Source organism: Streptomyces sp. NPDC005141, from assembly GCF_053599975.1.
This window is the reverse complement of sequence record NZ_JBSFYW010000005.1, coordinates 167,440-187,673: the sequence shown is the minus strand read 5'-3', so window position 1 is coordinate 187,673 and position 20,234 is coordinate 167,440. Positions and strand designations below refer to the sequence as shown.

Below are 20,234 nucleotides of genomic sequence, written 5' to 3'. Positions count from 1 at the left end.
GGCTGACCCCATGGTCAATCTGACGCGCATCTACACCCGGACCGGCGACCAGGGCACCACCGCCCTCGGCGACATGAGCAGGGTCGCCAAGACAGATCTGCGGATCTCGGCGTACGCCGACGCCAACGAGGCGAACGCGGTGATCGGCACGGCGATCGCGCTGGGCGGCCTGGAGGCGGAGGTCGTCCAGGTCCTCACCCGCGTCCAGAACGACCTGTTCGACGTGGGCGCGGACCTGTCGACTCCGGTGGTCGAGGACCCGAAGTACCCGCCACTGCGGGTGGAGCAGTTCTACATCGACAAGCTCGAGGCGGACTGCGACCTCTTCAACGAGCGGCTGGAGAAGCTCCGCTCCTTCATCCTGCCCGGCGGCACCACCGGCGCGGCCCTCCTCCACCAGGCGTGCACGGTCGTGCGCCGGGCCGAGCGCTCCACCTGGGCGGCGCTGGAGGTCCACGGCGAGGCGATGAACCCGCTCACCGCCACCTACCTCAACCGGCTCTCCGACCTTCTGTTCATCCTGGCGCGCACGGCGAACAAGGACGTGGGCGACGTGCTGTGGGTGCCGGGCGGGGAGCGCTAGCACCGCAGAGACGGGCGGCCGGCGCCCAGGGAGCGAAAGGCGCGGGCGCCCGGCTCCTCGTGGGCACAAGGCTCCGGCCCTCAGCTCCTGGTGAGCGGGCGCGCCCGCTCACGGTCGCCCGCCGGCGCCTTCTTCGGCCACAGCAGATACGTCAGGGCGACCACCCCGTGGATCGCGGCAGCGCGCAGGGCCGTCCACTGGCAGCCGCGCAGCGACTCCGTGGCGCCGTCGCCGACATACCGGACGGCGCCCTCCAGCAGGGCGCAGGCGACGGCGGCCGCGAGCACCGTGCGCAGCCAGAGCCGGCCCTCGTGGGCGGCGCGCGCCATGCCGTGGCGGGGCGGCCCCGGCGGCCGCGGGCCGTCGGCGAGACGGTGGGCGGCGTACCCGTCGAGACGGCGGATCGTGTACGGGCCGTAGGCGACGGTGAAGCCGATGTAGAGGGCCGCCAGGCCGTGTTCCCAGCCCGGTTCGGTGCCGTTCCCGAGATCGACCGCCGTCACCACGAAAAGGACCAGTTCGAGGACGGGCTCGCACAGCAGCAGGGCCGCACTCGTGCGGCGCCACCCCAGCAGGTAGCGGACGGCGAGCCCCGCCGCCAGCAGCACCCAGAAGCCCGCCTCGCAGGCGATGACCAGTCCGACGACCACGGTTCGCTCCTCTCGCTCACCGTTCCAGGTTCGCGGGCGTGGCCGCCCGATACGTCGTCGGCGATGACGAGGCCGGACTGCGACTTTCGATGCAGTGGCAGGTCACCCGCGACGGCGAGGCCCCGGCGCCGCCCGCCGTGTTGGATGGGTCCATGGCCCCGCGACTCCCCCGCCCGCACCGCGACGACGTCCGCATCGCCGTGGGCGGGCTGCTCGGCGGACTCTGTCTGTGGGGCGTCGGCCTGTACAGCCGCACCGCGGACGACGCCATCGCGCGCGTCGACCAGGGCTGGGCGGTCCTCGTCCCGCTGGCCGTGATGTCCGGCTGCGAGCTGTTGCGCCGTTCCCGGCCGCGCACCGCCCTGCTCACCGGCACCCTGGCCCTGGTCGCGGACCTGCTGACTCGGGGCAACCTCGCCACCGTCGTGATGTTCACGGACCTGGTGTACGCGGCCGTGCTGTACGGATCGTCCGGCGCGGCCCGGCGCATCCCGTGGATCACCGGGCTGGTCACGGTGATCGCCACGGTGTGGCCGGTCGCCGCCTGGCACAGACCCGAGGGGCTGCTGATCGGGGCGTTCACCGGCCTGGTGACGTTCACCCCCGCCGCCACCGGCTGGATCGTCCGCAACCACCGTGACACCGCCGACGCCGAGCGGCTGCGCGCCGAACAGACCGCCCTGCTCGCCGAGGTCGACCGGGTCCAGGCCGTCACGGCCGAACGCGCCCGGATGGCACGGGAGCTGCACGACATGGTCGCCAACCATCTCTCGGCGATCGCCATCCACTCCACGGCCGCGCTCTCGCTCGACGACCCGAGGACCTCGCGGGACGCCCTCACCGTCATCCGGGAGAACAGCGTCGAGGGTCTCGCCGAGATGCGGCGGCTGATCGGCATCCTGCGGGACGACAGCGGCGACCGGGAACCCGCGGCGGCGCCCACGCTCGACGGTCTCGAAGCGCTGCTCGCGGGCGCCCGCACCAACGGGCTCGACGTGACACTGGAGGCGGCGCACGGGGAGCGGCTGCCGGCCCCGGTCGAGCTCGCCGCGTACCGGATCGTCCAGGAGTCCCTGACCAACGCCCTCAAGCACGCCGCGCCGGGGCGGGTGACCGTCGCGCTCACCCGGGCGGACGGCGCGCTCACCGCGCGGATCACCAGTCCGTACGGCGACCGGGACGGTCCGCGCGCCCCCGGCTCGGGGGCCGGTCTCGTCGGGATGCGGGAGCGGGCCGCGCTCCTCGGGGGCGCCTTCGAGGCGGGCCCCGGGGACTCCCCCGCGGGCCGGACCTGGACCGTGCGCGCCACTCTGCCCCTCACCCGGGGAGAACCCGTCACCCGAGGAGAAGAAGCATGATCCGTGTCCTCGTCGCCGAGGACCAGTCGGCGGTACGCGCCGGACTCGTCCTCATCCTGCGCAGCGCGCCCGACATCGAGGTGGTCGGTGAGGCCGCGGACGGGGAGCGGGCGGTGGCCCTCGCTCGCGAACTGCGGCCGGATCTCGTCCTGATGGATGTGCAGATGCCGCGTCTGGACGGGGTGTCCGCCACCCGGCAGGTGGTCGCCGAGCGGCTCGCCGACGTCCTCGTGCTGACCACCTTCGATCTCGACGAGTACGTCTTCGGGGCGCTGCGCGCGGGCGCGTCCGGCTTCCTGCTGAAGAACACCGACGCGCGGGATCTGCTGGAGGCGGTACGGACGGTGGCGCGCGGGGAGGGTCTGATCGCGCCGGCCGTCACGCGCCGGCTGATCGCCGAGTTCGCGGCGAAGCCCGTACGGGAGCCGACCGCCGATCCGGCCGTCCTGGACGCGCTGACCCGGCGCGAGCGCGAGGTTCTTTCCTGTCTGGGTGAAGGGCTGTCGAACGCGGAGATCGCGACCCGGCTCACGATGGCGGAGGCGACGGTGAAGACGCACGTCAGCCGTCTGCTGGGCAAGCTGGAACTGCGCAACCGGGTCCAAGCGGCCGTGCTCGCGCAGGAGTTGGGAATCTGAACCGAACTGGATGCACTGGTCCAGACCTATTGACCCGTGGTCCAGACCTTTCTATTCTCGCCCCACTGCGCTTAGACATGCCCACGACACCCCCAGCCGAAGGGACGCGTCGCCGGCCGGAGCGCGAGCGCGCGCACGCCCCCCACGGGCCGAGCACGGTCGCGGTCCCCCACCCCCTGCGACACACCCCCGAGGCAACAGACGAAAGAGGAGAGGCGTCATGCGCTTCCGGCAGAGAGCCAGACATAGAACCGTGGCGGGGCTCACCACCCTGCTCCTCCCCCTCGCCGCCCTGGTCGGCCTCGCCGGCCCCGCCCAGGCCGCCACCACCGCCACCGCCACTTACGCCAAGACCCAGGACTGGGGCACCGGCTTCGAAGGCAAGTGGACCGTCAAGAACACCGGTTCCACCGCCATCAGTTCGTGGACGATCGAGTGGGACTTCCCCTCCGGAACCTCCGTCACCTCGGCCTGGGACGCGGACGTCACCAACTCCGGCACCCACTGGACCGCCAAGAACAAGTCCTGGAACGGCAGTCTCGCCGCGGGCGCCTCCGTGTCCTTCGGCTTCAACGGCGCGGGCTCCGGCTCCCCCAGCAACTGCACCCTGAACGGCGGCAGTTGCGACGGCGGCCCCACGGTCCCCGGTGACAGCGCGCCCTCCGCGCCCGGCACCCCCAGCGCCTCCTCCATCACCGACACCTCGGTGAAGCTCTCCTGGAGCGCGGCCACCGACGACAAGGGCGTCAAGAACTACGACGTCCTGCGCGGCGGCACCAAGGTCGCGACCGTGACGACGACCTCGTACACGGACACCGGTCTGACCGCCGGCACCGACTACTCGTACACGGTCCAGGCCCGTGACACCGCCGACCAGACCGGTCCGGTCAGCGGCGCGGTCTCCGTGCACACCACCGGTGGAGGCACCAACCCGCCGCCCACCGGCAACGCCGTCAAGCTCGGCTACTTCACCGAGTGGGGCATCTACGGCCGCAACTACAACGTCAAGAACCTGGTGACGTCCGGCTCGGCCGCGAAGATCACGCACATCAACTACGCCTTCGGCAACGTCACCGGCGGCAAGTGCGCGATCGGCGACTCCTACGCCGACTACGACAAGGCCTTCACCGCCGACCAGTCGGTCAGCGGCGTCGCCGACACGTGGGACCAGCCGCTGCGCGGCAACTTCAACCAGCTGCGTGAGCTGAAGGCCAAGTACCCGAACATCAAGGTGCTGTGGTCCTTCGGCGGCTGGACCTGGTCCGGCGGCTTCGGCGAGGCGGCCAAGAACCCGGCGGCCTTCGCGCAGTCCTGCTACGACCTGGTCGAGGACCCGCGCTGGGCCGATGTCTTCGACGGCATCGACATCGACTGGGAGTACCCGAACGCGTGTGGTCTGACCTGTGACACCAGCGGTGCCGCGGCCTACAAGAACCTCATGCAGGCCCTGCGCGCCAAGTTCGGCACGAGCAACCTGGTCACCGCCGCCACCACGGCCGACGGCACCTCGGGCGGAAAGGTCGACGCCGCCGACTACGCGGGCGCCGCACAGTACGTCGACTGGTACAACGTGATGACGTACGACTTCTTCGGCGCGTTCGACGCGGACGGCCCGACCGCCCCGCACTCCCCGCTCACCTCGTACAGCGGCATCCCGCAGGCCGGGTTCACCACGGCCGACGCGATCGCCAAGTTCAAGTCCAAGGGCGTCCCGGCCAAGAAGCTGCTGATCGGCATCGGCTTCTACGGGCGCGGCTGGACCGGTGTCACCCAGGACGCCCCGGGCGGCACCGCCACCGGTCCCGCGCCGGGAACGTACGAGCCGGGCAACGAGGACTACAAGGTCCTCAAGACGTCCTGCCCCGTCACCGGCACCATCGCCGGCACGGCGTACGCCCACTGCGGAAGCAACTGGTGGTCCTACGACACCCCGACCACCATCGGAACGAAGATGGCGTGGGCCAAGACCCAGGGTCTCGGCGGCGCGTTCTTCTGGGAGTTCAGCGGAGACACCAGCAACGGTGAACTCGTCGGCGCCATCAACAGCGGCCTGAACTGACCCCGCACCATCGCGAACAACCGCCGCGGGCAGACCTCCGGGTCTGTCCGCGGCGTTCCTTTCGGCTCACCCGGCGCCGACGGCCGGGGTGGGTCAGGCGACGTTCACCCGCTGGCCGGGCGGAGCCGCCTCCAGCCAGGCGAGGAATCCGGTCAGCGCGTCCTCGCTCATCGCCAGTTCGAGGCGCGTCCCGCGATGGAGACAGGCGAGGATGATCGCGTCGGAGAGCAGCGCGAGCTCCTCCTCGCCCTCGGCGGCACGCCGGCCCGCCACCTCGATCGCCGAGCGTTCCAGGACGCGGCGCGGGCGAGGGGCGTAGGAGAAGACGCGGTACCACTCGATGCGGTCGCCGTTGTAGCGGGCCACGCCGTAGCTCCAGCCCTTGCCGCTGAGGTCGCCCTTCTCGGGGACGTCCCAGCGCAGACTGCAGTCGAACGTTCCGCCGGAGCGCTGGATCAGCCGGCGGCGGAGGCCGAAGACGAACAGCCCCACCACCACGAGCGCCACTACCAATCCGCACACAGTCAGAGCGAGGACCATCGACACCGACCTCCTCGTCTCCTAGGTAACGGAAAAGGAAAAACTTCCGGATTTGCCTCAGCCGCGGCCAGGGCCGGAGTGATCCGGTCCCAGCCGCGGCTGAGGCAAAGCTTCACACAGTGCGCCCCCAGCGCCTAAAGGCCTGGGGTCGCACCGACGGTCAGCGCGTCGACACCGCACGCAGACGGACGTCCGCGCGGCGCTCGGCGGACGCGTCCGCGTCCGACTTCGCGCGCTCGAGCGCCCGCTCCGCACGCTGGACATCGATCTCGTCCGACAGCTCGGCGATCTCGGCCAGCAGCGACAGCTTGTTGTCAGCGAATGAGATGAAACCGCCGTGCACCGCGGCGATGACCGTTCCACCATCACTCGTACGGATGGTCACCGGGCCCGACTCCAGCACACCGAGCAGCGGCTGGTGACCGGGCATGACGCCGATGTCGCCGGACGTGGTACGCGCGACGACCAGGGTGGCCTCGCCGGACCAGACACTACGGTCCGCGGCGACGAGCTCGACGTGCAGCTCAGCAGCCAAGGTGGGCTCCTCGGGTCACCACCCGGCGTTGCTGCCGGGTGTTGGGTCAAAGTCTAGTAGGCGTACGGAGGGGGGACGGACCGCACCCCGTGAGGCGCGGCCCCGCCCCCCTCACTCAGAACACGAGGTTCAGGAGACGCCGAGCTCCTTGGCGTTGGCCTTGAGGTCCTCAATGCCACCGCACAGGAAGAACGCCTGCTCCGGGAAGTGGTCGTACTCGCCGTCGATGATCGCGTTGAAGGCCACGATCGACTCGTCCAGCGGGACGTCCGACCCGTCGACGCCGGTGAACTGCTTGGCGACGTGGGTGTTCTGGGACAGGAAGCGCTCCACGCGACGGGCACGGTGGACGGTGAGCTTGTCCTCCTCGCCCAGCTCGTCGATACCGAGGATCGCGATGATGTCCTGAAGGTCCTTGTACTTCTGAAGAACCGACTTGACGCGCATCGCGGCCGCGTAGTGGTCCGCCGCGATGTAGCGGGGGTCCAGGATGCGGGACGTGGAGTCCAGCGGGTCCACGGCCGGGTAGATGCCCTTCTCGGAGATCGGACGGGAGAGAACCGTCGTCGCGTCGAGGTGGGCGAACGTGGTGGCCGGGGCCGGGTCGGTCAGGTCGTCCGCGGGGACGTAGATCGCCTGCATCGAGGTGATCGAGTGACCACGGGTCGAGGTGATGCGCTCCTGGAGGAGACCCATCTCGTCGGCCAGGTTCGGCTGGTAGCCCACCGCGGAAGGCATACGGCCGAGCAGGGTCGAGACCTCGGAACCGGCCTGCGTGAAGCGGAAGATGTTGTCGATGAAGAACAGCACGTCCTGCTTCTGCACATCGCGGAAGTACTCCGCCATGGTCAGACCCGCGAGGGCCACGCGCAGACGGGTGCCCGGGGGCTCGTCCATCTGGCCGAAGACAAGGGCGGTCTTGTCGATGACGCCCGACTCCGCCATCTCCGCGATGAGGTCGTTGCCCTCACGCGTGCGCTCGCCGACACCGGCGAACACGGAGACACCGTCGTGGTTGTTGGCGACGCGGTAGATCATCTCCTGGATGAGCACTGTCTTGCCGACACCGGCACCACCGAACAGACCGATCTTTCCACCCTTGACGTACGGGGTGAGGAGGTCGATGACCTTGACGCCGGTCTCGAACATCTCGGTCTTCGACTCGAGCTCGTCGAAGCGCGGGGCCTTGCGGTGGATGGACCAGCGCTCGCCCGAGTACTTCTCGTCGCTGTTCAGCACCTCACCGAGGGTGTTGAACACCTTGCCCTTGGTGAAGTCACCGACGGGAACCGTGATGCCGGCTCCGGTGTCGGTGACCGCGGCCTGGCGGACCAGACCGTCGGTGGGCTGCATCGAGATCGTGCGGACCAGGCCGTCACCCAGGTGCTGGGCGACTTCCAGGGTCAGCGTCTTCAGCTCGCCGGCGTTGGCCGGGTCGGCCACCTCGACGTGAAGGGCGTTGTAGATCTCCGGCATCGCGTCGACGGGGAACTCCACGTCGACGACCGGGCCGATGACCCGGGCGACGCGGCCCGTGGCAACGGCCGTCTCAGAAGTCGTCGTCATTACTTGTCACTCCCCGCGGTCGCGTCGGCAAGGGCTGCGGAGCCGCCGACGATCTCGCTGATTTCCTGGGTGATTTCGGCCTGGCGGGCCGCATTGGCAAGACGGGAGAGCGAGGTGATCAGGTCTCCCGCGTTGTCGGTCGCCGACTTCATCGCGCGGCGCGTGGCGGCGTGCTTGGAGGCAGCCGACTGGAGCAGCGCGTTGTAGATACGGCTCTCGACGTAGCGCGGCAGAAGGGCGTCAAGGACGTCCTCCGCCGACGGCTCGAACTCGAACAACGGAAGGATCTCGCCCTTGGGCGCCTCCTCCGCGACCTCTTCGAGGCGAAGCGGCAGCAGCCGGCCGTCAATGGCCGTCTGCGTCATCATCGAGACGAACTCGGTGTAGACGATGTGGAGTTCGTCCACGCCGCCGTCCGCCGTCTCCTTCTCGATGGCCTCGATGAGCGGACCCGCCACCTTCTTCGCGTCCGCGTACGTGGGCTCGTCGGTGAAGCCCGACCACGACTCCACGACCTTGCGCTCGCGGAAGTTGTAGTGGGCCAGACCGCGGCGGCCGACGATGTACGTGTCGACCTCCTTGCCCTCGGCCTCAAGACGGGCGGTCAGCAGCTCCGCCGCCTTGATGGCGTTGGAGTTGAAGGCGCCGGCCAGTCCGCGGTCGCTCGTGAGGAGCAGCACCGCGGCACGGGTCGCCGTCTCCGCCTCCGTGGTCAGCGGGTGCTTGGTGTTCGAGCCGGTGCCGACCGCCGTGACCGCGCGGGTGAGCTCGGTCGCGTACGGCGCGGAGGCCGCCACCTTGCGCTGCGCCTTGACGACGCGCGAGGCGGCGATCATCTCCATCGCCTTGGTGATCTTCTTGGTCGCGGTGACGGATCGGATGCGACGCTTGTAGACCCGGAGCTGGGCTCCCATGAGTCAGGTCCCTTCCTTACGTCACTTGGCAGCGGCCGGAGAGTCCTCGCCGAGAAGCTTCCCGTCCGAGGTCTCGAACTGCTTCTTGAAGTCGACGATGGCGTCCGCGATGGCGGTGAGGGTGTCGTCCGACATCTTGCCGCCCTCCTTGATGGAGGTCATGAGGCCCTGCTCCTTGCGGTGCAGGTGCTCCAGGAGCTCCGTCTCGAAGCGGCGAATGTCGGCGACCGGTACCTCGTCCATCTTGCCGGTGGTGGCGGCCCAGACGGAGACGACCTGGTCCGCGGTCGGCATCGGCTGGTACTGAGCCTGCTTGAGCAGCTCGACCAGGCGCTGACCGCGCTCCAGCTGCGCCTTCGACGCGGCGTCCAGGTCGGAACCGAAGGCGGCGAACGCCTCCAGCTCACGGTACTGGGCGAGGTCCAGACGGAGTCGGCCGGAGACCTGCTTCATCGCCTTGTGCTGGGCGGAGCCACCGACGCGGGAGACCGAGATACCGACGTTCAGGGCCGGACGCTGACCGGCGTTGAACAGGTCGGACTCCAGGAAGCACTGACCGTCGGTGATGGAGATGACGTTGGTCGGGATGAACGCCGACACGTCGTTCGCCTTGGTCTCGACGATCGGCAGACCCGTCATCGAACCGGCGCCCAACTCGTCGGAGAGCTTCGCACAGCGCTCCAGCAGACGGGAGTGCAGGTAGAAGACGTCACCGGGGTAGGCCTCGCGCCCCGGCGGACGGCGGAGCAGCAGGGACACGGCGCGGTAGGCGTCGGCCTGCTTCGAGAGGTCGTCGAAGATGATGAGGACGTGCTTGCCCTCGTACATCCACTGCTGGCCGATGGCCGAACCGGTGTACGGCGCCAGGTACTTGAAGCCGGCCGGGTCGGACGCCGGGGCGGCGACGATGGTCGTGTACTCCAGCGCGCCGGCCTCTTCGAGGGCGCCACGCACGGAGGCGATGGTCGAACCCTTCTGACCGATGGCGACGTAGATGCAGCGGACCTGCTTCTTGGTGTCGCCCGAGCGCCAGTTGTCGCGCTGGTTGATGATCGTGTCGACGGCCAGCGCGGTCTTGCCGGTCTGGCGGTCGCCGATGACCAGCTGACGCTGGCCACGGCCGATCGGGGTCATCGCGTCGACGGCCTTGTAGCCCGTCTCCATCGGCTCGTGCACCGACTTGCGGATCATGACGCCCGGGGCCTGCAGCTCGAGGGCGCGGCGACCGGACGTCTCGATCTCGCCGAGGCCGTCGATCGGGTTGCCGAGCGGGTCGACGACGCGGCCGAGGTAGCCCTCGCCCACCGCGACGGACAGCACCTCACCGGTGCGCTGCACCGGCTGGCCCTCTTCGATACCGCTGAACTCGCCGAGGACGACCGCACCGATCTCGCGCTCTTCCAGGTTCAGCGCGAGGCCGAGGGTTCCGTCCTCGAACTTCAGCAGCTCGTTGGCCATGGCCGAGGGCAGACCCTCGATCTTGGCGATACCGTCGCCGGCGACGGTGACCGTACCGACCTCCTCGCGCGAGGCCGCGTCCGGCTGGTACGACTGGACAAAGTTCTCCAGCGCGTCCCGGATCTCCTCCGGCCGGATCGTGAGCTCCGCCATCTGGGTTCCCTGCTCTCCTTGTTGGGCCCGAAGTTTCACTTGGGGGGATGGGGACTCCCCCCTGTAAGAGGTGAATCCTCTGCACGGCCCAACATGGGCCGTAATTGCGTACTGCTTATGGGATTGCTAGCTCGCCATGCGGCGGGCGGCGTCCTCGAGACGGTCCGCGATGGAACCGTTGATGACCTCGTCGCCGACCTGCACCCGGATCCCGCCGAGGACATCGGGGTCCACGTCGAGGTTGAGGTGCATCGGGCGGCCGTAGAGCTTCGCCAGAGCGGCGCCGAGGCGCTGCTTCTGTCCGTCACTCAGCGGCACCGCCGAGGTGACCACGGCGACCATGCGGTTGCGGCGCTCGGCGGCGAGCCTGGACAGGGACTCGAGTCCCGCTTCCAGGCTACGTCCGCGAGGCGCGGTCACAAGGCGCGTCACCAGACGCTCGGTCGTCACGTCGGCCCGGCCGCCGAGCAGGCTGTGCAGCAGCTCGCTCTTGGCCGCCTTGGAGGCGGCCCGGTCGGTCAGCGCGGCGCGCAGCTCGGTGCTCGAGGCGACGATCCGGCCGAAGCGGAACAGTTCGTCCTCGACGTTGTCGAGCGCACCCGTCCGCTGTGCCGCCGTGAGGTCGGCTGTGGCGGTGAGCTCCTCGAGGGCGTCCACCAGGTCGCGGGGCTGCGACCAGCGGGAACGCACCAGGCCGGACACCAGGTCGGCGGTGGTGCCGCCCACCTGGGCGCCGATCAGGCGCTGGACCAGCTCGGCCTTGGCCTCGCCGGGCTGCGCCGGGTCGGTGAGGACCCGACGCAGCGACACCTCGCGGTGGAGCAGCGCGGTGACCGCGGCCAGCTCGTCGGCGAGCTGGGCCGCGTCCACGGACGTCGAGTCCGTCAGCGCGTCGAGACGCTCACGTGCGGCTGCGGTTGCCTCGCGGCTCGCTCCGTGCGCTGTCATCGAGCCGCCTCGGCCTTCTCCTCAAGCTCGGAGAGGAAACGGTCGATGACGCGGCTCTGCCGGGCGTGGTCCTCGAGGGACTCGCCGACGAGCTTGCCGGCCAGGTCGGTGGCCAGGTGGCCGACGTCCTGACGCAGCGCCTGAGCGGCGGCCTTGCGGTCGGCCTCGATCTGCGTGTGACCGGCGGCGACGATTTCCTCGCGCTGCCGCTGGCCTTCCGCGCGCATCTCGGTGATGAGCGTGGCGCCCTGCTCCTGTGCCTCCTGGCGCAGGCGCGCGGCCTCGTGACGGGCCTCGGCGAGCTGAGCCTTGTACTGCTCAAGAACGCTCTGGGCCTCGGTCTGAGCGGCCTCGGCCTTTTCGATACCGCCCTCGATGGCCTCGCGACGCTGCTCCAGAACCTTGTTGATGTTCGGGAGAAGCTTCCACGCCAGGAAGCCGAAGACGATGACGAAGGCGATCAGGCCGATGACAAGCTCGGGGATCGGCGGGACGAGGGGGTTTTCGGCTTCCTCGGCCGCCAGAATGAGCAGCTGGCTCATATCAGTGCCTTTCGTCTAGTGGGCTGTCGTGGATCCGAAGATCACTTGCCGTAGACGAACGGCATGACCAGACCGATGAGGGCGAGCGCCTCACAGAAGGCGAAGCCGAGGATCTGGTTGGCGCGGATCAGACCGGCGGCCTCAGGCTGACGGGCGAGCGCCTGGGTGCCGTTACCGAAGATGATGCCGACGCCGACGCCGGGGCCGATGGCCGCGAGGCCGTAACCGATCGAGCCGAGCGAGCCGGAGACAGCGGCAAGGGTCTGGGACATGCCAGTTCTTCCTTTTCTTTACGGACCGGTGGGGGTTGGCCACCGGACGACTGCGGGGTCGAGAGGACGGGCGCTCAGTGGTGCTCGGCCAGCGCGCCCTGGATGAAGGTGCAGGTCAGCAGCACGAACACGTACGCCTGCAGAGCCTGGATGAACAGCTCGAAGGCCGTCATCACGATGACCATGATGAACGAGACGCCCGAGTAGACGATCCCGAAGCCGTTGAGCAGGTACCAGGAGGCGATCGTGAACAGCAGCAGCAGCGTGTGGCCCGCGAACATGTTCGCGAACAGTCGCACCGCGTGCGTGAACGGCCGGACGATCAGGTTCGAGAGGAGCTCGATGAACATGGCCAGCGGGAGAACCGGGCCCAGCGACTTGTCGTAGCCGCTGAAGTTCTTGAACGCTCCGACGAATCCGTGGCGCTTGAACGTCAGGGACACCCAGACGATGTAGACGATCCCGGCGAGCACCGCGGGGTAGGCGATGATCGCCGTGACCGGGAACTGGGCGACCGGGATGATCGACCAGAGGTTCATCATCCAGATGAAGAAGAACAGCGAGACGACCAGGGGTACGTACTTCTCGCCTTCCTTCTTGCCGATCGTCTCGTAGACGACACCGCGGCGGATGAAGTCGTAGCCGGCCTCGGCGACCATCTGCAGCTTGCCCGGGACGACCTTCGGCTTGCGGAAGGCGGCCCAGAAGAAGCCGACGACGACAAGCGAGCCGAGCAGCGCCAGGAGCATCGTCTTGTTGAAGTACAAGTTGCTGTCCCCGTCGCCCCAGAGGGGCTCGAACAGGAACGAGTGCAGGCCGGGAGCCGGGAAGCCACAGCCGTCGAAGATGTGGCAGTCGGTCTCGAAGGCGAGCACCTGCGTCGGGTCAGCACTCACCGCGGGCTCCTTCAGCGTGGCGCATAGGTACGGCAACCTCGTTGTGTCGGCGCGGCGCACGGCCGCGGTTCGGCACTGGACTGGTGTTACGGATGTGGGGGCGGCTGTGGGGCATCAAGCCTCGCGATTGAGCAGGCGTCAGCTCAGATGCCCGCGCCCGCGATGCCGCAGTTGGCACCGGACGATAGCAGGATCTCTTCCGAGCACTTATCCCGGCCCTACCCCTCACGACGAGTGGCCCTTCTTTTCGGGCTTGTCGCCCTTCGAGGAGTCCGGTTCGACGTAGAGAATCTTGGCCTTCATATGGGCACGCGCCTGTGCGCCGATCCACACGAGGGTGGTGGCGACCAGGGTGAGCGCGAAGGCCTTGGGGTTGAACAGCGAAGTGTTCTTGAACACGGCGACAAAGATGAAAAGCAGAAGAATCTGTGCCGTGTAGAGCAAGAGGCCCATCGCCTGGAACAGGTGCGGAAGCGATTTGGCAGTGCGCTGCAGAGCGTAGAGCCCGAGCCCCATGAAGAGGATCACGACCAGCGTCGCGACGATCGCCCCGATCGCCCCCTTGCCGCCGGCGACCACGCCGCTGACAACGGCGGCAATCGCGCCGACGGCAGCTGTGGGAACAGCGGCTTGAAGGAGGATCCGGGCGTCATTGGACGGCATGGCGGCAACTCCGCTTGCTAAGGGGGGCGTGTCGTCATGGACGAGCGTAGACCCGGGCCGAGAGAGAACCTCACGCCAAGGGACCGTCGTACTGGGGTCCTTCGGCTCTGCCCTGGGTTCTCGTGAACCGTATCACAAACTATTTGATGAGGTCTTTACCTGGTGGTGTGCCAACTGTCACACATGAGAGTGAAGGCGCGCGTCTGTGCATCCAGAGAGTCAACTTGTCTGGTATTGGGACGCTTTACTACCCCACGAATTGGTCACGCGTTAGTCAGATTCTTACCTTCGCGTCAGCGCGAGGACTCGGCCTCACGCCGGTCCAGGAGTCGCGAACGGGTACCGATCGCCGTCGCTCCGTTGACTCCTGAGACTCCGGCAGCCACCGGAGCACGGTGCTCGCGTGCCTCGTCCGGCCCGTCGGCACCCGCCGCCTCGTGGGTGACGGACGCCGCCGCGGCGGCCCTGCGGCGGCGGTAGCGAGGCGGCAGGAGGTGCTCGGCCCAGCGCGGGGCCCGCGGCGTGAAGCGCGGCAGCAGAAGCAGCACGAGACCGACCGCGCTGAGCGCCGCGATGACGAGCACGCTCCACATGGCCCCGGAGTTGACCGAGTACGCGAGGGCGCCGAAGGAGATCAGCGCCGACCAGAAGTACATGATCAGCACGGCGCGGCTGTGCGAGTGGCCGACCTCCAGGAGGCGGTGGTGCAGGTGCCCGCGGTCGGCGGCGAACGGCGACTGACCGCGCCAGGTGCGCCGCACGATGGCGAGCACCAGGTCGGCGGCCGGGATCGCGATGATCGTCAGCGGCAGCAGCAGCGGGATGAACACCGGCACCGTCTGGTGCACGGTGTTGCGCTCGGAACCGGAGAAGAGGTTCATCACGTCGGGGTCGATCTGCCCGGTGATGGAGATCGCGCCGGCGGCCAGCACGAGCCCGATGAGCATCGACCCGGAGTCGCCCATGAAGATCCGCGCGGGGTGCATGTTGTGCGGCAGGAAGCCCAGGCACATGCCCATCAGGATCGCCGCGAACAGCGTCGCCGGGGCGGCCGCCTCGATGCCGTACGAGTACCAGATCCGGTAGGCGTACAGGAAGAACGCGGCGGACGCGATGCACACCATGCCGGCGGCCAGTCCGTCGAGGCCGTCCACGAAGTTGACCGCGTTGATGGTGATGACGACGAGCGCCACCGTCAGCAGCGTGCCCTGCCACTGGGTCAGCGCGACCAGGCCGACCCCCGGGATCGGCAGCCACAGGATCGTCAGACCCTGGACGACCATCACGCCCGCGGCGATCATCTGGCCGCCCAGCTTGATCAGGGCGTCGATCTCGAACTTGTCGTCCAGCACGCCGATCAGCCAGATCAGGGCGGCTCCGGAGAGCAGGGCGCGCGGTTCGTTGGAGTTCGAGAAGACCGCGTTGAGGTTCGTCAGGTGATCGGCGACCAGCAGGCCGGCGCACAGTCCGAAGAACATCGCGATGCCGCCGAGCCTCGGCGTGGGTTCACGGTGCACGTCGCGCGCCCGGATTTCCGGCATGGCTCCGGCCACGATCGCGAACTTACGTACCGGCCCTGTCAGCAGATACGTCACCGCGGCCGTGATGCAGAGCGTCAGCAGGTATTCACGCACGGGCTTCCCCACAGGTCTCGCTGGCCATCACAGCCCCACACCCTAGCGATGCACGCATACGGTTGAGGACTTCCGGGTAGCGACGATGGTTGCACGAGTGGCTGTGCGGCCCGGTACGCGTACCCCCGATCAGTCCGGATAAGGGGGAAATCTTCCCGTCAGTTCCCGCACTTCATCACGCGCGGTCCTGCCGTCGATCTCCTCCCGCAGCACCCCCGCGAACAGTGCGGCGACCCGTGCCATCTCCGCCTCGCCCATCCCCTGCGTGGTCAGCGCCGCGGTGCCGAGCCGCAGACCGCGGGCGTCACCGTGAGGCAGCGCACAGGTGTCGAGGACCATACCGGCGGCGGCGAGCCGGCCACGCGCGGTGCGCCCCTCGACACCGAGCGGCGCCGGGCTCGCGACGAGCAGATGGGTGTCGGTGCCGCCCGTGGTGATCGTGAGCCCTTCCGCGGCCAGCCCCTCGGCCAGCACCCGCGCGTTCGCGACCACCTGATGGGCGTACGCGGTGAACGCCGGGGATGCCGCCTCGCCGAACGCGACGGCCTTGGCCGCGATGGTGTGCATCTGCGCGCCGCCCTGGGTGAACGGGAAGACGGCCCGGTCGACGCGCTCGGCCAGCTCGCTCCCGCACAGGACCATGCCGCCGCGCGGCCCGCGGAGCACCTTGTGGGTCGTCGCGCACACGACATCGGCGTACGGCACCGGATTGGGCGCCGCTCCCCCCGCGACCAGCCCGATCGGGTGGGCGGCGTCCGCGATGAGATAGGCGCCGACCTCGTCGGCGATCTCCCGGAAGAGCGCGTAGTCGATGTGCCGGGGGTAGGAGATCGATCCGCAGACGATGGCCTTGGGGCGGTGGGCGCGGGCCAGGGTGCGCACCTGCTCGTAGTCGATGAGCCCGGATTCGGCCTCGACCCCGTAGCCGACGAAGTCGAACCAGCGGCCGGAGAAGTTCGCGGGCGACCCGTGGGTCAGATGACCGCCGAAGGGCAGGCCCATCGCCAGCACGGTGTCACCGGGGCGCAGCAGGGCGGCATACGCGGCGAGGACGGCCGAACTCCCCGAGTGGGACTGGACGTTGGCGTGATCGGCGCCGAAGAGGGCTCTGGCGCGGTCGATGGCGACGCGCTCGGCGACGTCGACGATCTCGCAGCCGCCGTGATGGCGGGCGCCGGGATATCCCTCGGCGTACTTGTTCGCCAGCGGCGAGCCGAGCGCTGCCAGCACGGCCGGCGAGGTGAAGTTCTCGGCGGCGATCAACTGCAGCGTGGTGGACTGCCGGTCCAGCTCACCGAGCAGGATCTCGGCGAGCTCGGGGTCCTGACGGCTCAGGACATCCGCTTCGAGCATGGTTGCGACCGGCATGGTGGACTCCGGGCCTTGGCGGGGACGCTTACGTCCAATGTAGAACCGGGACCGGTGGGACGCCCGGTGTTACGCCCGGGCGGGTACCCCTGTCAGTGCGGTGACGACCGGATCCAGCGCCTCGTTGATCTCGTCCCCGATGGAACGGAAGAACGGCAGCGGCGCCCCGTAGGGGTCGTAGACCTCGTCGGCCTCCGCGGTCGGGGCCAGCAGCCAGCCGCGCAGAGCCGCGGCGGCCCGCACCAGGGCGACGGCGCGTTCGACCACGCCGTCCTGGAGGGGCGGCAGGGTCGCCGTGTCTATGGCGCGGACCAGGCGGGTGAACTCCTTCAGGGTGAAGGTGCGCAGGCCCGCCGAGTGGCCCATCGAGATGACCTGGGCGCGGTGGTCGCGGGTGGCCGTCAGGACCAGGTCGGCGCGGATGACGTGGTCGTCGAGCAGCTCGCGCCCGACGAAGCCGGAGGGGTCCGCGCCGAAGTCGGCGAGGACGGTCTCGGCGTTGGCCTCCATGGGCGCGCCCTCGTGGCCCCAGGTGCCGGCGCTCTCCACGATGAGGCCGCCCCACAAGGGGTCGCCGAGCCGGTCCGCCAGGGCATGCCGGGTCAGCCGCTCGGTGATCGGCGAGCGGCACACATTGCCGGTGCTGACGTGGAGGATGCGGAAGGACCCCCTGGGGGACCCACCGGTCCCCGTGATCCCCGTGCCTATCCATCCACGCCCCGCGTCAGGGGCTGTCAATTCGCCACCTCGAGGTCGGGTACGACCTTCCGGAGCTCCTCCGCCGACAGTGCGCCCGCGCGCAGCAGCACGGGCACCTTGCCGGTCACGTCGACGATGGAGGAGGGCACGTTGCCCGGGGTCGGGCCACCGTCCAGGTAGACCGAGACGGAGTCGCCGAGCATGTCCTGCGCGGCGTCGCAGTCCTCCGGCGCGGGGTGGCCCGTGAGGTTGGCGGAGGAGACGGCCATCGGGCCGACCTCCGTGAGGAGCTCGATGGCGACGGGGTGCAGCGGCATACGGATCGCCACCGTGCCCCGGGTGTCCCCGAGGTCCCACTGGAGGGAGGGCTGGTGCTTCGCGACGAGCGTCAGGGCGCCCGGCCAGAACGCGTCGACGAGCTCCCAGGCCATCTCGGAGAAGTCCGTGACCAGGCCGTGCAGGGTGTTCGGGGAGCCGATGAGGACAGGGGTGGGCATGTTGCGGCCCCGGCCCTTGGCGTCCAGCAGGTCGGCGACGGCCTCGGAGGTGAAGGCGTCGGCACCGATGCCGTAGACCGTGTCCGTCGGGAGGACCACCAGTTCGCCACGGCGGACGGCGGACGCTGCCTCACGCAGACCTGTGGTGCGGTCGGTCGCGTCGTTGGTGTCGTATCGCCGTGCCATTTAGCGGGCCTCCTCATACGCGTACTGCTGACTGGGGGTGCGCGGAAACGCGATGCGTGCGCGCGCGACGGCGCCGTGCGCCGGGACACCCTGGGCGGCGCTCACGGCATCGCCTTGCGGGCGGTCGCGAACCGCGGCCGGTTGTTGAGGTCCGGGTGGTCGGCCGCGTCGGCCCAGCCCCGCTCCTCGGTGAAGATCCACGGCACCTGGCCGCCCTGGGTGTCGGCGTGCTCGATGACGACGACGCCGCCGGGGCGCAGCAGGCGGTGCGCGGTGCGCTCGATGCCGCGGATGAGGTCGAGTCCGTCCTCCCCCGAGAAGAGGGCGAGTTCGGGGTCGTGGTCCCGGGCCTCCGGCTGCACGTACTCCCACTCGGTGAGCGGGATGTACGGAGGGTTGGAGATCACCAGGTCGACCTGGCCGTCGAGGTCGGGGAAGGCCGCGAGGGCGTCTCCCTGGCGCAGGTCGACCCTGGACCCCTCGACGTTCTTGCGCGTCCACCGCAGGGCGTCCTCGGACAGCTCCACGGCGTGCACACGGGAGCGCGGGACCTCCTGCGCGAGGGCGAGCGCGATGGCGCCCGAGCCGGTGCACAGGTCCACGATCAGCGGTTCGACGACGTCCATCGCGCGGACGGCGTCTATGGCCCAGCCGACGACCGACTCGGTCTCCGGGCGGGGGACGAACACGCCCGGCCCCACCTGGAGTTCGAGGTAGCGGAAGTAGGCGCGCCCGGTGATGTGCTGGAGCGGCTCGCGGGCCTCGCGGCGCGCGGTCACCTCCCAGTAGCGGGCGTCGAAGTCGGTGTCCTTGACGGAGTGCAGCTCGCCCCGCTTCACGCCGTGCACGAAGGCGGCGAGCTCCTCCGCGTCGTTGCGCGGCGAGGGCACGCCGGCGTCGGCCAGCCGCTGGGTGGCCTGGGCCACTTCCGCGAGCAGCAGGTTCACGCTGGTCCTCCGGGGCTGAGCTGTTGTCGTTTGCTGTTACGCGGCGGCGAGCTTGGCGGCCGAGTCCGCGTCGACGCAGGCCTGGATGACCGCGTCGAGCTCTCCGTCCAGGACCTGGTCCAAGTTGTACGCCTTGAAGCCGACGCGGTGGTCCGAGATCCGATTCTCCGGGAAGTTGTACGTACGGATCTTCTCGGAGCGGTCGACGGTGCGGACCTGGCTGCGGCGGGCGTCCGCGGCCTCCCGCTCCGCTTCCTCCTGCGCCGCCGCGAGGAGCCTGGAGCGCAGGATACGCATCGCCTGCTCCTTGTTCTGCAGCTGGCTCTTCTCGTTCTGGCAGGAAGCGACGACTCCGGTGGGAATGTGCGTGATGCGCACCGCGGAGTCGGTCGTGTTGACGGACTGGCCGCCGGGGCCCGAGGAGCGGTAGACGTCGATACGGAGATCGTTCGCGTGGATCTCGACCTCGACCTCCTCGGCCTCGGGCGTGACCAGCACACCGGCGGCGGAGGTGTGGATGCGGCCCTGCGACTCGGTCGAGGGCACGCGCTGCACGCGGTGCACACCGCCCTCGTACTTGAGGCGGGCCCAGACACCCTGGCCGGGCTCGGTGGCACCCTGGCCGCCCTTGGTCTTCACCGCGACCTGGACGTCCTTGTAGCCGCCGAGCTCGGACTCCGTGGCGTCGATGAGCTCGGTCTTCCAGCCGACGCGCTCGGCGTAGCGCAGGTACATGCGCAGCAGGTCACCGGCGAACAGGGCGGACTCGTCGCCACCGGCGCCCGCCTTGATCTCCAGGATGACGTCCTTGTCGTCGCTCGGGTCGCGCGGGACCAGCAGCATGCGGAGCTTCTCGGTGAGCTCCTCGCGCTGCTTCTCCAGGTCCTTGACCTCGGCCACGAAGTCGGGATCGTCGGCGGCGAACTCCTTCGCCGTGCCGATGTCGTCCCCGGTCTGCTTCCAGGAGCGGTACGTCGCGACGATCGGGGTCAGCTCGGCGTAGCGCTTGTTGAGCTTGCGCGCGTTGGCCTGGTCGGCGTGCACCGACGGGTCAGCGAGCTTCTTCTCCAGATCGGCGTGCTCGCCGATCAGTTCCTCGACCGCCTCGAACATCTCCGGCTCCAATGG

The 20,234-nt window shown here is 69.3% G+C and carries 21 protein-coding genes; 4 read left to right on the top strand and 17 right to left on the bottom strand.

The genetic code is table 11. The features are described 5' to 3' along the window. Nucleotides 1–10: 10 nt before the first annotated feature. Nucleotides 11–583, top strand: coding sequence for a cob(I)yrinic acid a,c-diamide adenosyltransferase (locus ACWD68_RS06290; protein ID WP_356751441.1), 573 nt, complete (start codon nucleotides 11–13; stop codon nucleotides 581–583). A gap of 80 nt (nucleotides 584–663) precedes the next feature. Here the strand turns inward: ACWD68_RS06290 and ACWD68_RS06285 are convergent, their stop codons facing one another. Beyond that, complete coding sequence (locus ACWD68_RS06285) at nucleotides 664–1,233, bottom strand: hypothetical protein (protein WP_451805304.1); 570 nt, start codon at nucleotides 1,231–1,233, stop codon at nucleotides 664–666. A 152-nt stretch (nucleotides 1,234–1,385) separates the two neighbouring features. Here ACWD68_RS06285 and ACWD68_RS06280 point away from each other — a divergent pair, with 152 nt between their 5' ends. The 3 genes from ACWD68_RS06280 to ACWD68_RS06270 all read left to right on the top strand — a co-directional run bounded on the left by ACWD68_RS06280 (nucleotide 1,386) and on the right by ACWD68_RS06270 (nucleotide 5,288). Then, nucleotides 1,386–2,591: a sensor histidine kinase gene (locus ACWD68_RS06280; protein ID WP_451805353.1), complete on the top strand. Its 1,206-nt coding sequence runs from the start codon at nucleotides 1,386–1,388 to the stop codon at nucleotides 2,589–2,591. Beyond that, complete coding sequence (locus tag ACWD68_RS06275) at nucleotides 2,588–3,229, top strand: response regulator (protein WP_451805303.1); 642 nt, start codon at nucleotides 2,588–2,590, stop codon at nucleotides 3,227–3,229. Before ACWD68_RS06280 ends, ACWD68_RS06275 begins: the two co-directional genes overlap by 4 nt. Before the next feature lie 220 nt (nucleotides 3,230–3,449). After that, on the top strand, nucleotides 3,450–5,288 hold the full coding sequence (locus ACWD68_RS06270) for a glycosyl hydrolase family 18 protein (RefSeq protein WP_451805302.1): 1,839 nt from the start codon (nucleotides 3,450–3,452) through the stop codon (nucleotides 5,286–5,288). Nucleotides 5,289–5,381: 93 nt separating this feature from the next. Here ACWD68_RS06270 and ACWD68_RS06265 read toward each other — a convergent pair whose 3' ends face one another. The 16 genes from ACWD68_RS06265 to prfA all read right to left on the bottom strand — a co-directional run bounded on the left by ACWD68_RS06265 (nucleotide 5,382) and on the right by prfA (nucleotide 20,219). Next, nucleotides 5,382–5,828 carry a DUF2550 domain-containing protein gene (locus tag ACWD68_RS06265; RefSeq protein WP_451805301.1) on the bottom strand — a complete coding sequence of 149 codons (447 nt, stop codon included), beginning with the start codon at nucleotides 5,826–5,828 and terminating at the stop codon, nucleotides 5,382–5,384. A 160-nt stretch (nucleotides 5,829–5,988) separates the two neighbouring features. Further along, a complete protein-coding gene (locus ACWD68_RS06260) occupies nucleotides 5,989–6,363 on the bottom strand; it encodes a F0F1 ATP synthase subunit epsilon (RefSeq protein ID WP_451805300.1) in 375 nt (124 codons plus the stop codon). A gap of 129 nt (nucleotides 6,364–6,492) precedes the next feature. Next, a complete protein-coding gene (gene atpD / locus ACWD68_RS06255) occupies nucleotides 6,493–7,929 on the bottom strand; it encodes a F0F1 ATP synthase subunit beta (RefSeq protein ID WP_385704820.1) in 1,437 nt (478 codons plus the stop codon). Next, a complete protein-coding gene (locus tag ACWD68_RS06250; protein WP_451805299.1) occupies nucleotides 7,929–8,843 on the bottom strand; it encodes a F0F1 ATP synthase subunit gamma in 915 nt (304 codons plus the stop codon). The genes atpD and ACWD68_RS06250 overlap by 1 nt, the downstream gene beginning before the upstream one ends. 21 nt (nucleotides 8,844–8,864) lie before the next feature. Continuing rightward, nucleotides 8,865–10,454, bottom strand: coding sequence for a F0F1 ATP synthase subunit alpha (atpA, locus tag ACWD68_RS06245; protein WP_451805298.1), 1,590 nt, complete (start codon nucleotides 10,452–10,454; stop codon nucleotides 8,865–8,867). Between the two features lie 126 nt (nucleotides 10,455–10,580). After that, nucleotides 10,581–11,402 (bottom strand): F0F1 ATP synthase subunit delta, encoded by an 822-nt coding sequence (locus ACWD68_RS06240; protein ID WP_451805297.1) that lies wholly within the window; start codon nucleotides 11,400–11,402, stop codon nucleotides 10,581–10,583. Beyond that, a complete protein-coding gene (locus tag ACWD68_RS06235) occupies nucleotides 11,399–11,944 on the bottom strand; it encodes a F0F1 ATP synthase subunit B (RefSeq protein WP_356468126.1) in 546 nt (181 codons plus the stop codon). Before ACWD68_RS06235 ends, ACWD68_RS06240 begins: the two co-directional genes overlap by 4 nt. Nucleotides 11,945–11,985: 41 nt before the next feature. Beyond that, entirely contained in the window at nucleotides 11,986–12,216 is a 231-nt protein-coding gene (gene atpE / locus ACWD68_RS06230; RefSeq protein WP_024884520.1) for an ATP synthase F0 subunit C, read from the bottom strand. Between the two features lie 74 nt (nucleotides 12,217–12,290). Next, complete coding sequence (atpB, locus tag ACWD68_RS06225) at nucleotides 12,291–13,112, bottom strand: F0F1 ATP synthase subunit A (RefSeq protein WP_451805296.1); 822 nt, start codon at nucleotides 13,110–13,112, stop codon at nucleotides 12,291–12,293. Between the two features lie 225 nt (nucleotides 13,113–13,337). Further along, a complete protein-coding gene (locus ACWD68_RS06220) occupies nucleotides 13,338–13,775 on the bottom strand; it encodes a hypothetical protein (RefSeq protein WP_451805295.1) in 438 nt (145 codons plus the stop codon). Nucleotides 13,776–14,068: 293 nt separating this feature from the next. Beyond that, entirely contained in the window at nucleotides 14,069–15,409 is a 1,341-nt protein-coding gene (locus ACWD68_RS06215; protein ID WP_451805294.1) for an MraY family glycosyltransferase, read from the bottom strand. A 129-nt stretch (nucleotides 15,410–15,538) separates the two neighbouring features. Beyond that, a complete protein-coding gene (locus ACWD68_RS06210; protein ID WP_451805293.1) occupies nucleotides 15,539–16,777 on the bottom strand; it encodes a serine hydroxymethyltransferase in 1,239 nt (412 codons plus the stop codon). 69 nt (nucleotides 16,778–16,846) lie between these two features. Next, nucleotides 16,847–17,515, bottom strand: coding sequence for an arsenate reductase/protein-tyrosine-phosphatase family protein (locus ACWD68_RS06205; protein ID WP_266762821.1), 669 nt, complete (start codon nucleotides 17,513–17,515; stop codon nucleotides 16,847–16,849). After that, on the bottom strand, nucleotides 17,512–18,159 hold the full coding sequence (locus tag ACWD68_RS06200) for an L-threonylcarbamoyladenylate synthase (RefSeq protein ID WP_266762819.1): 648 nt from the start codon (nucleotides 18,157–18,159) through the stop codon (nucleotides 17,512–17,514). Before ACWD68_RS06200 ends, ACWD68_RS06205 begins: the two co-directional genes overlap by 4 nt. 101 nt (nucleotides 18,160–18,260) lie before the next feature. Next, nucleotides 18,261–19,106, bottom strand: coding sequence for a peptide chain release factor N(5)-glutamine methyltransferase (gene prmC / locus ACWD68_RS06195; RefSeq protein ID WP_451805292.1), 846 nt, complete (start codon nucleotides 19,104–19,106; stop codon nucleotides 18,261–18,263). Nucleotides 19,107–19,142: 36 nt separating this feature from the next. Next, a complete protein-coding gene (gene prfA, locus ACWD68_RS06190) occupies nucleotides 19,143–20,219 on the bottom strand; it encodes a peptide chain release factor 1 (protein WP_451805291.1) in 1,077 nt (358 codons plus the stop codon). Nucleotides 20,220–20,234: the final 15 nt, after the last annotated feature.

Bases quoted from the DNA above. Each gene is read 5' to 3' on its own strand.
- ACWD68_RS06280 (WP_451805353.1), top strand. From the start codon at position 1,386: ATGGCCCCGCGACTCCCCCGCCCGCACCGCGACGACGTCCGCATCGCC.
- atpD (WP_385704820.1), bottom strand. From the start codon at position 7,929: ATGACGACGACTTCTGAGACGGCCGTTGCCACGGGCCGCGTCGCCCGG.
- prfA (WP_451805291.1), bottom strand. From the start codon at position 20,219: ATGTTCGAGGCGGTCGAGGAACTGATCGGCGAGCACGCCGATCTGGAG.
- ACWD68_RS06250 (WP_451805299.1), bottom strand. From the start codon at position 8,843: ATGGGAGCCCAGCTCCGGGTCTACAAGCGTCGCATCCGATCCGTCACC.
- ACWD68_RS06210 (WP_451805293.1), bottom strand. From the start codon at position 16,777: ATGCCGGTCGCAACCATGCTCGAAGCGGATGTCCTGAGCCGTCAGGAC.
- atpA (WP_451805298.1), bottom strand. From the start codon at position 10,454: ATGGCGGAGCTCACGATCCGGCCGGAGGAGATCCGGGACGCGCTGGAG.
- atpE (WP_024884520.1), bottom strand. From the start codon at position 12,216: ATGTCCCAGACCCTTGCCGCTGTCTCCGGCTCGCTCGGCTCGATCGGT.
- ACWD68_RS06235 (WP_356468126.1), bottom strand. From the start codon at position 11,944: ATGAGCCAGCTGCTCATTCTGGCGGCCGAGGAAGCCGAAAACCCCCTC.
- ACWD68_RS06275 (WP_451805303.1), top strand. From the start codon at position 2,588: ATGATCCGTGTCCTCGTCGCCGAGGACCAGTCGGCGGTACGCGCCGGA.
- ACWD68_RS06200 (WP_266762819.1), bottom strand. From the start codon at position 18,159: ATGGCACGGCGATACGACACCAACGACGCGACCGACCGCACCACAGGT.
- ACWD68_RS06265 (WP_451805301.1), bottom strand. From the start codon at position 5,828: ATGGTCCTCGCTCTGACTGTGTGCGGATTGGTAGTGGCGCTCGTGGTG.
- ACWD68_RS06290 (WP_356751441.1), top strand. From the start codon at position 11: ATGGTCAATCTGACGCGCATCTACACCCGGACCGGCGACCAGGGCACC.
- ACWD68_RS06240 (WP_451805297.1), bottom strand. From the start codon at position 11,402: ATGACAGCGCACGGAGCGAGCCGCGAGGCAACCGCAGCCGCACGTGAG.
- ACWD68_RS06220 (WP_451805295.1), bottom strand. From the start codon at position 13,775: ATGCCGTCCAATGACGCCCGGATCCTCCTTCAAGCCGCTGTTCCCACA.
- ACWD68_RS06270 (WP_451805302.1), top strand. From the start codon at position 3,450: ATGCGCTTCCGGCAGAGAGCCAGACATAGAACCGTGGCGGGGCTCACC.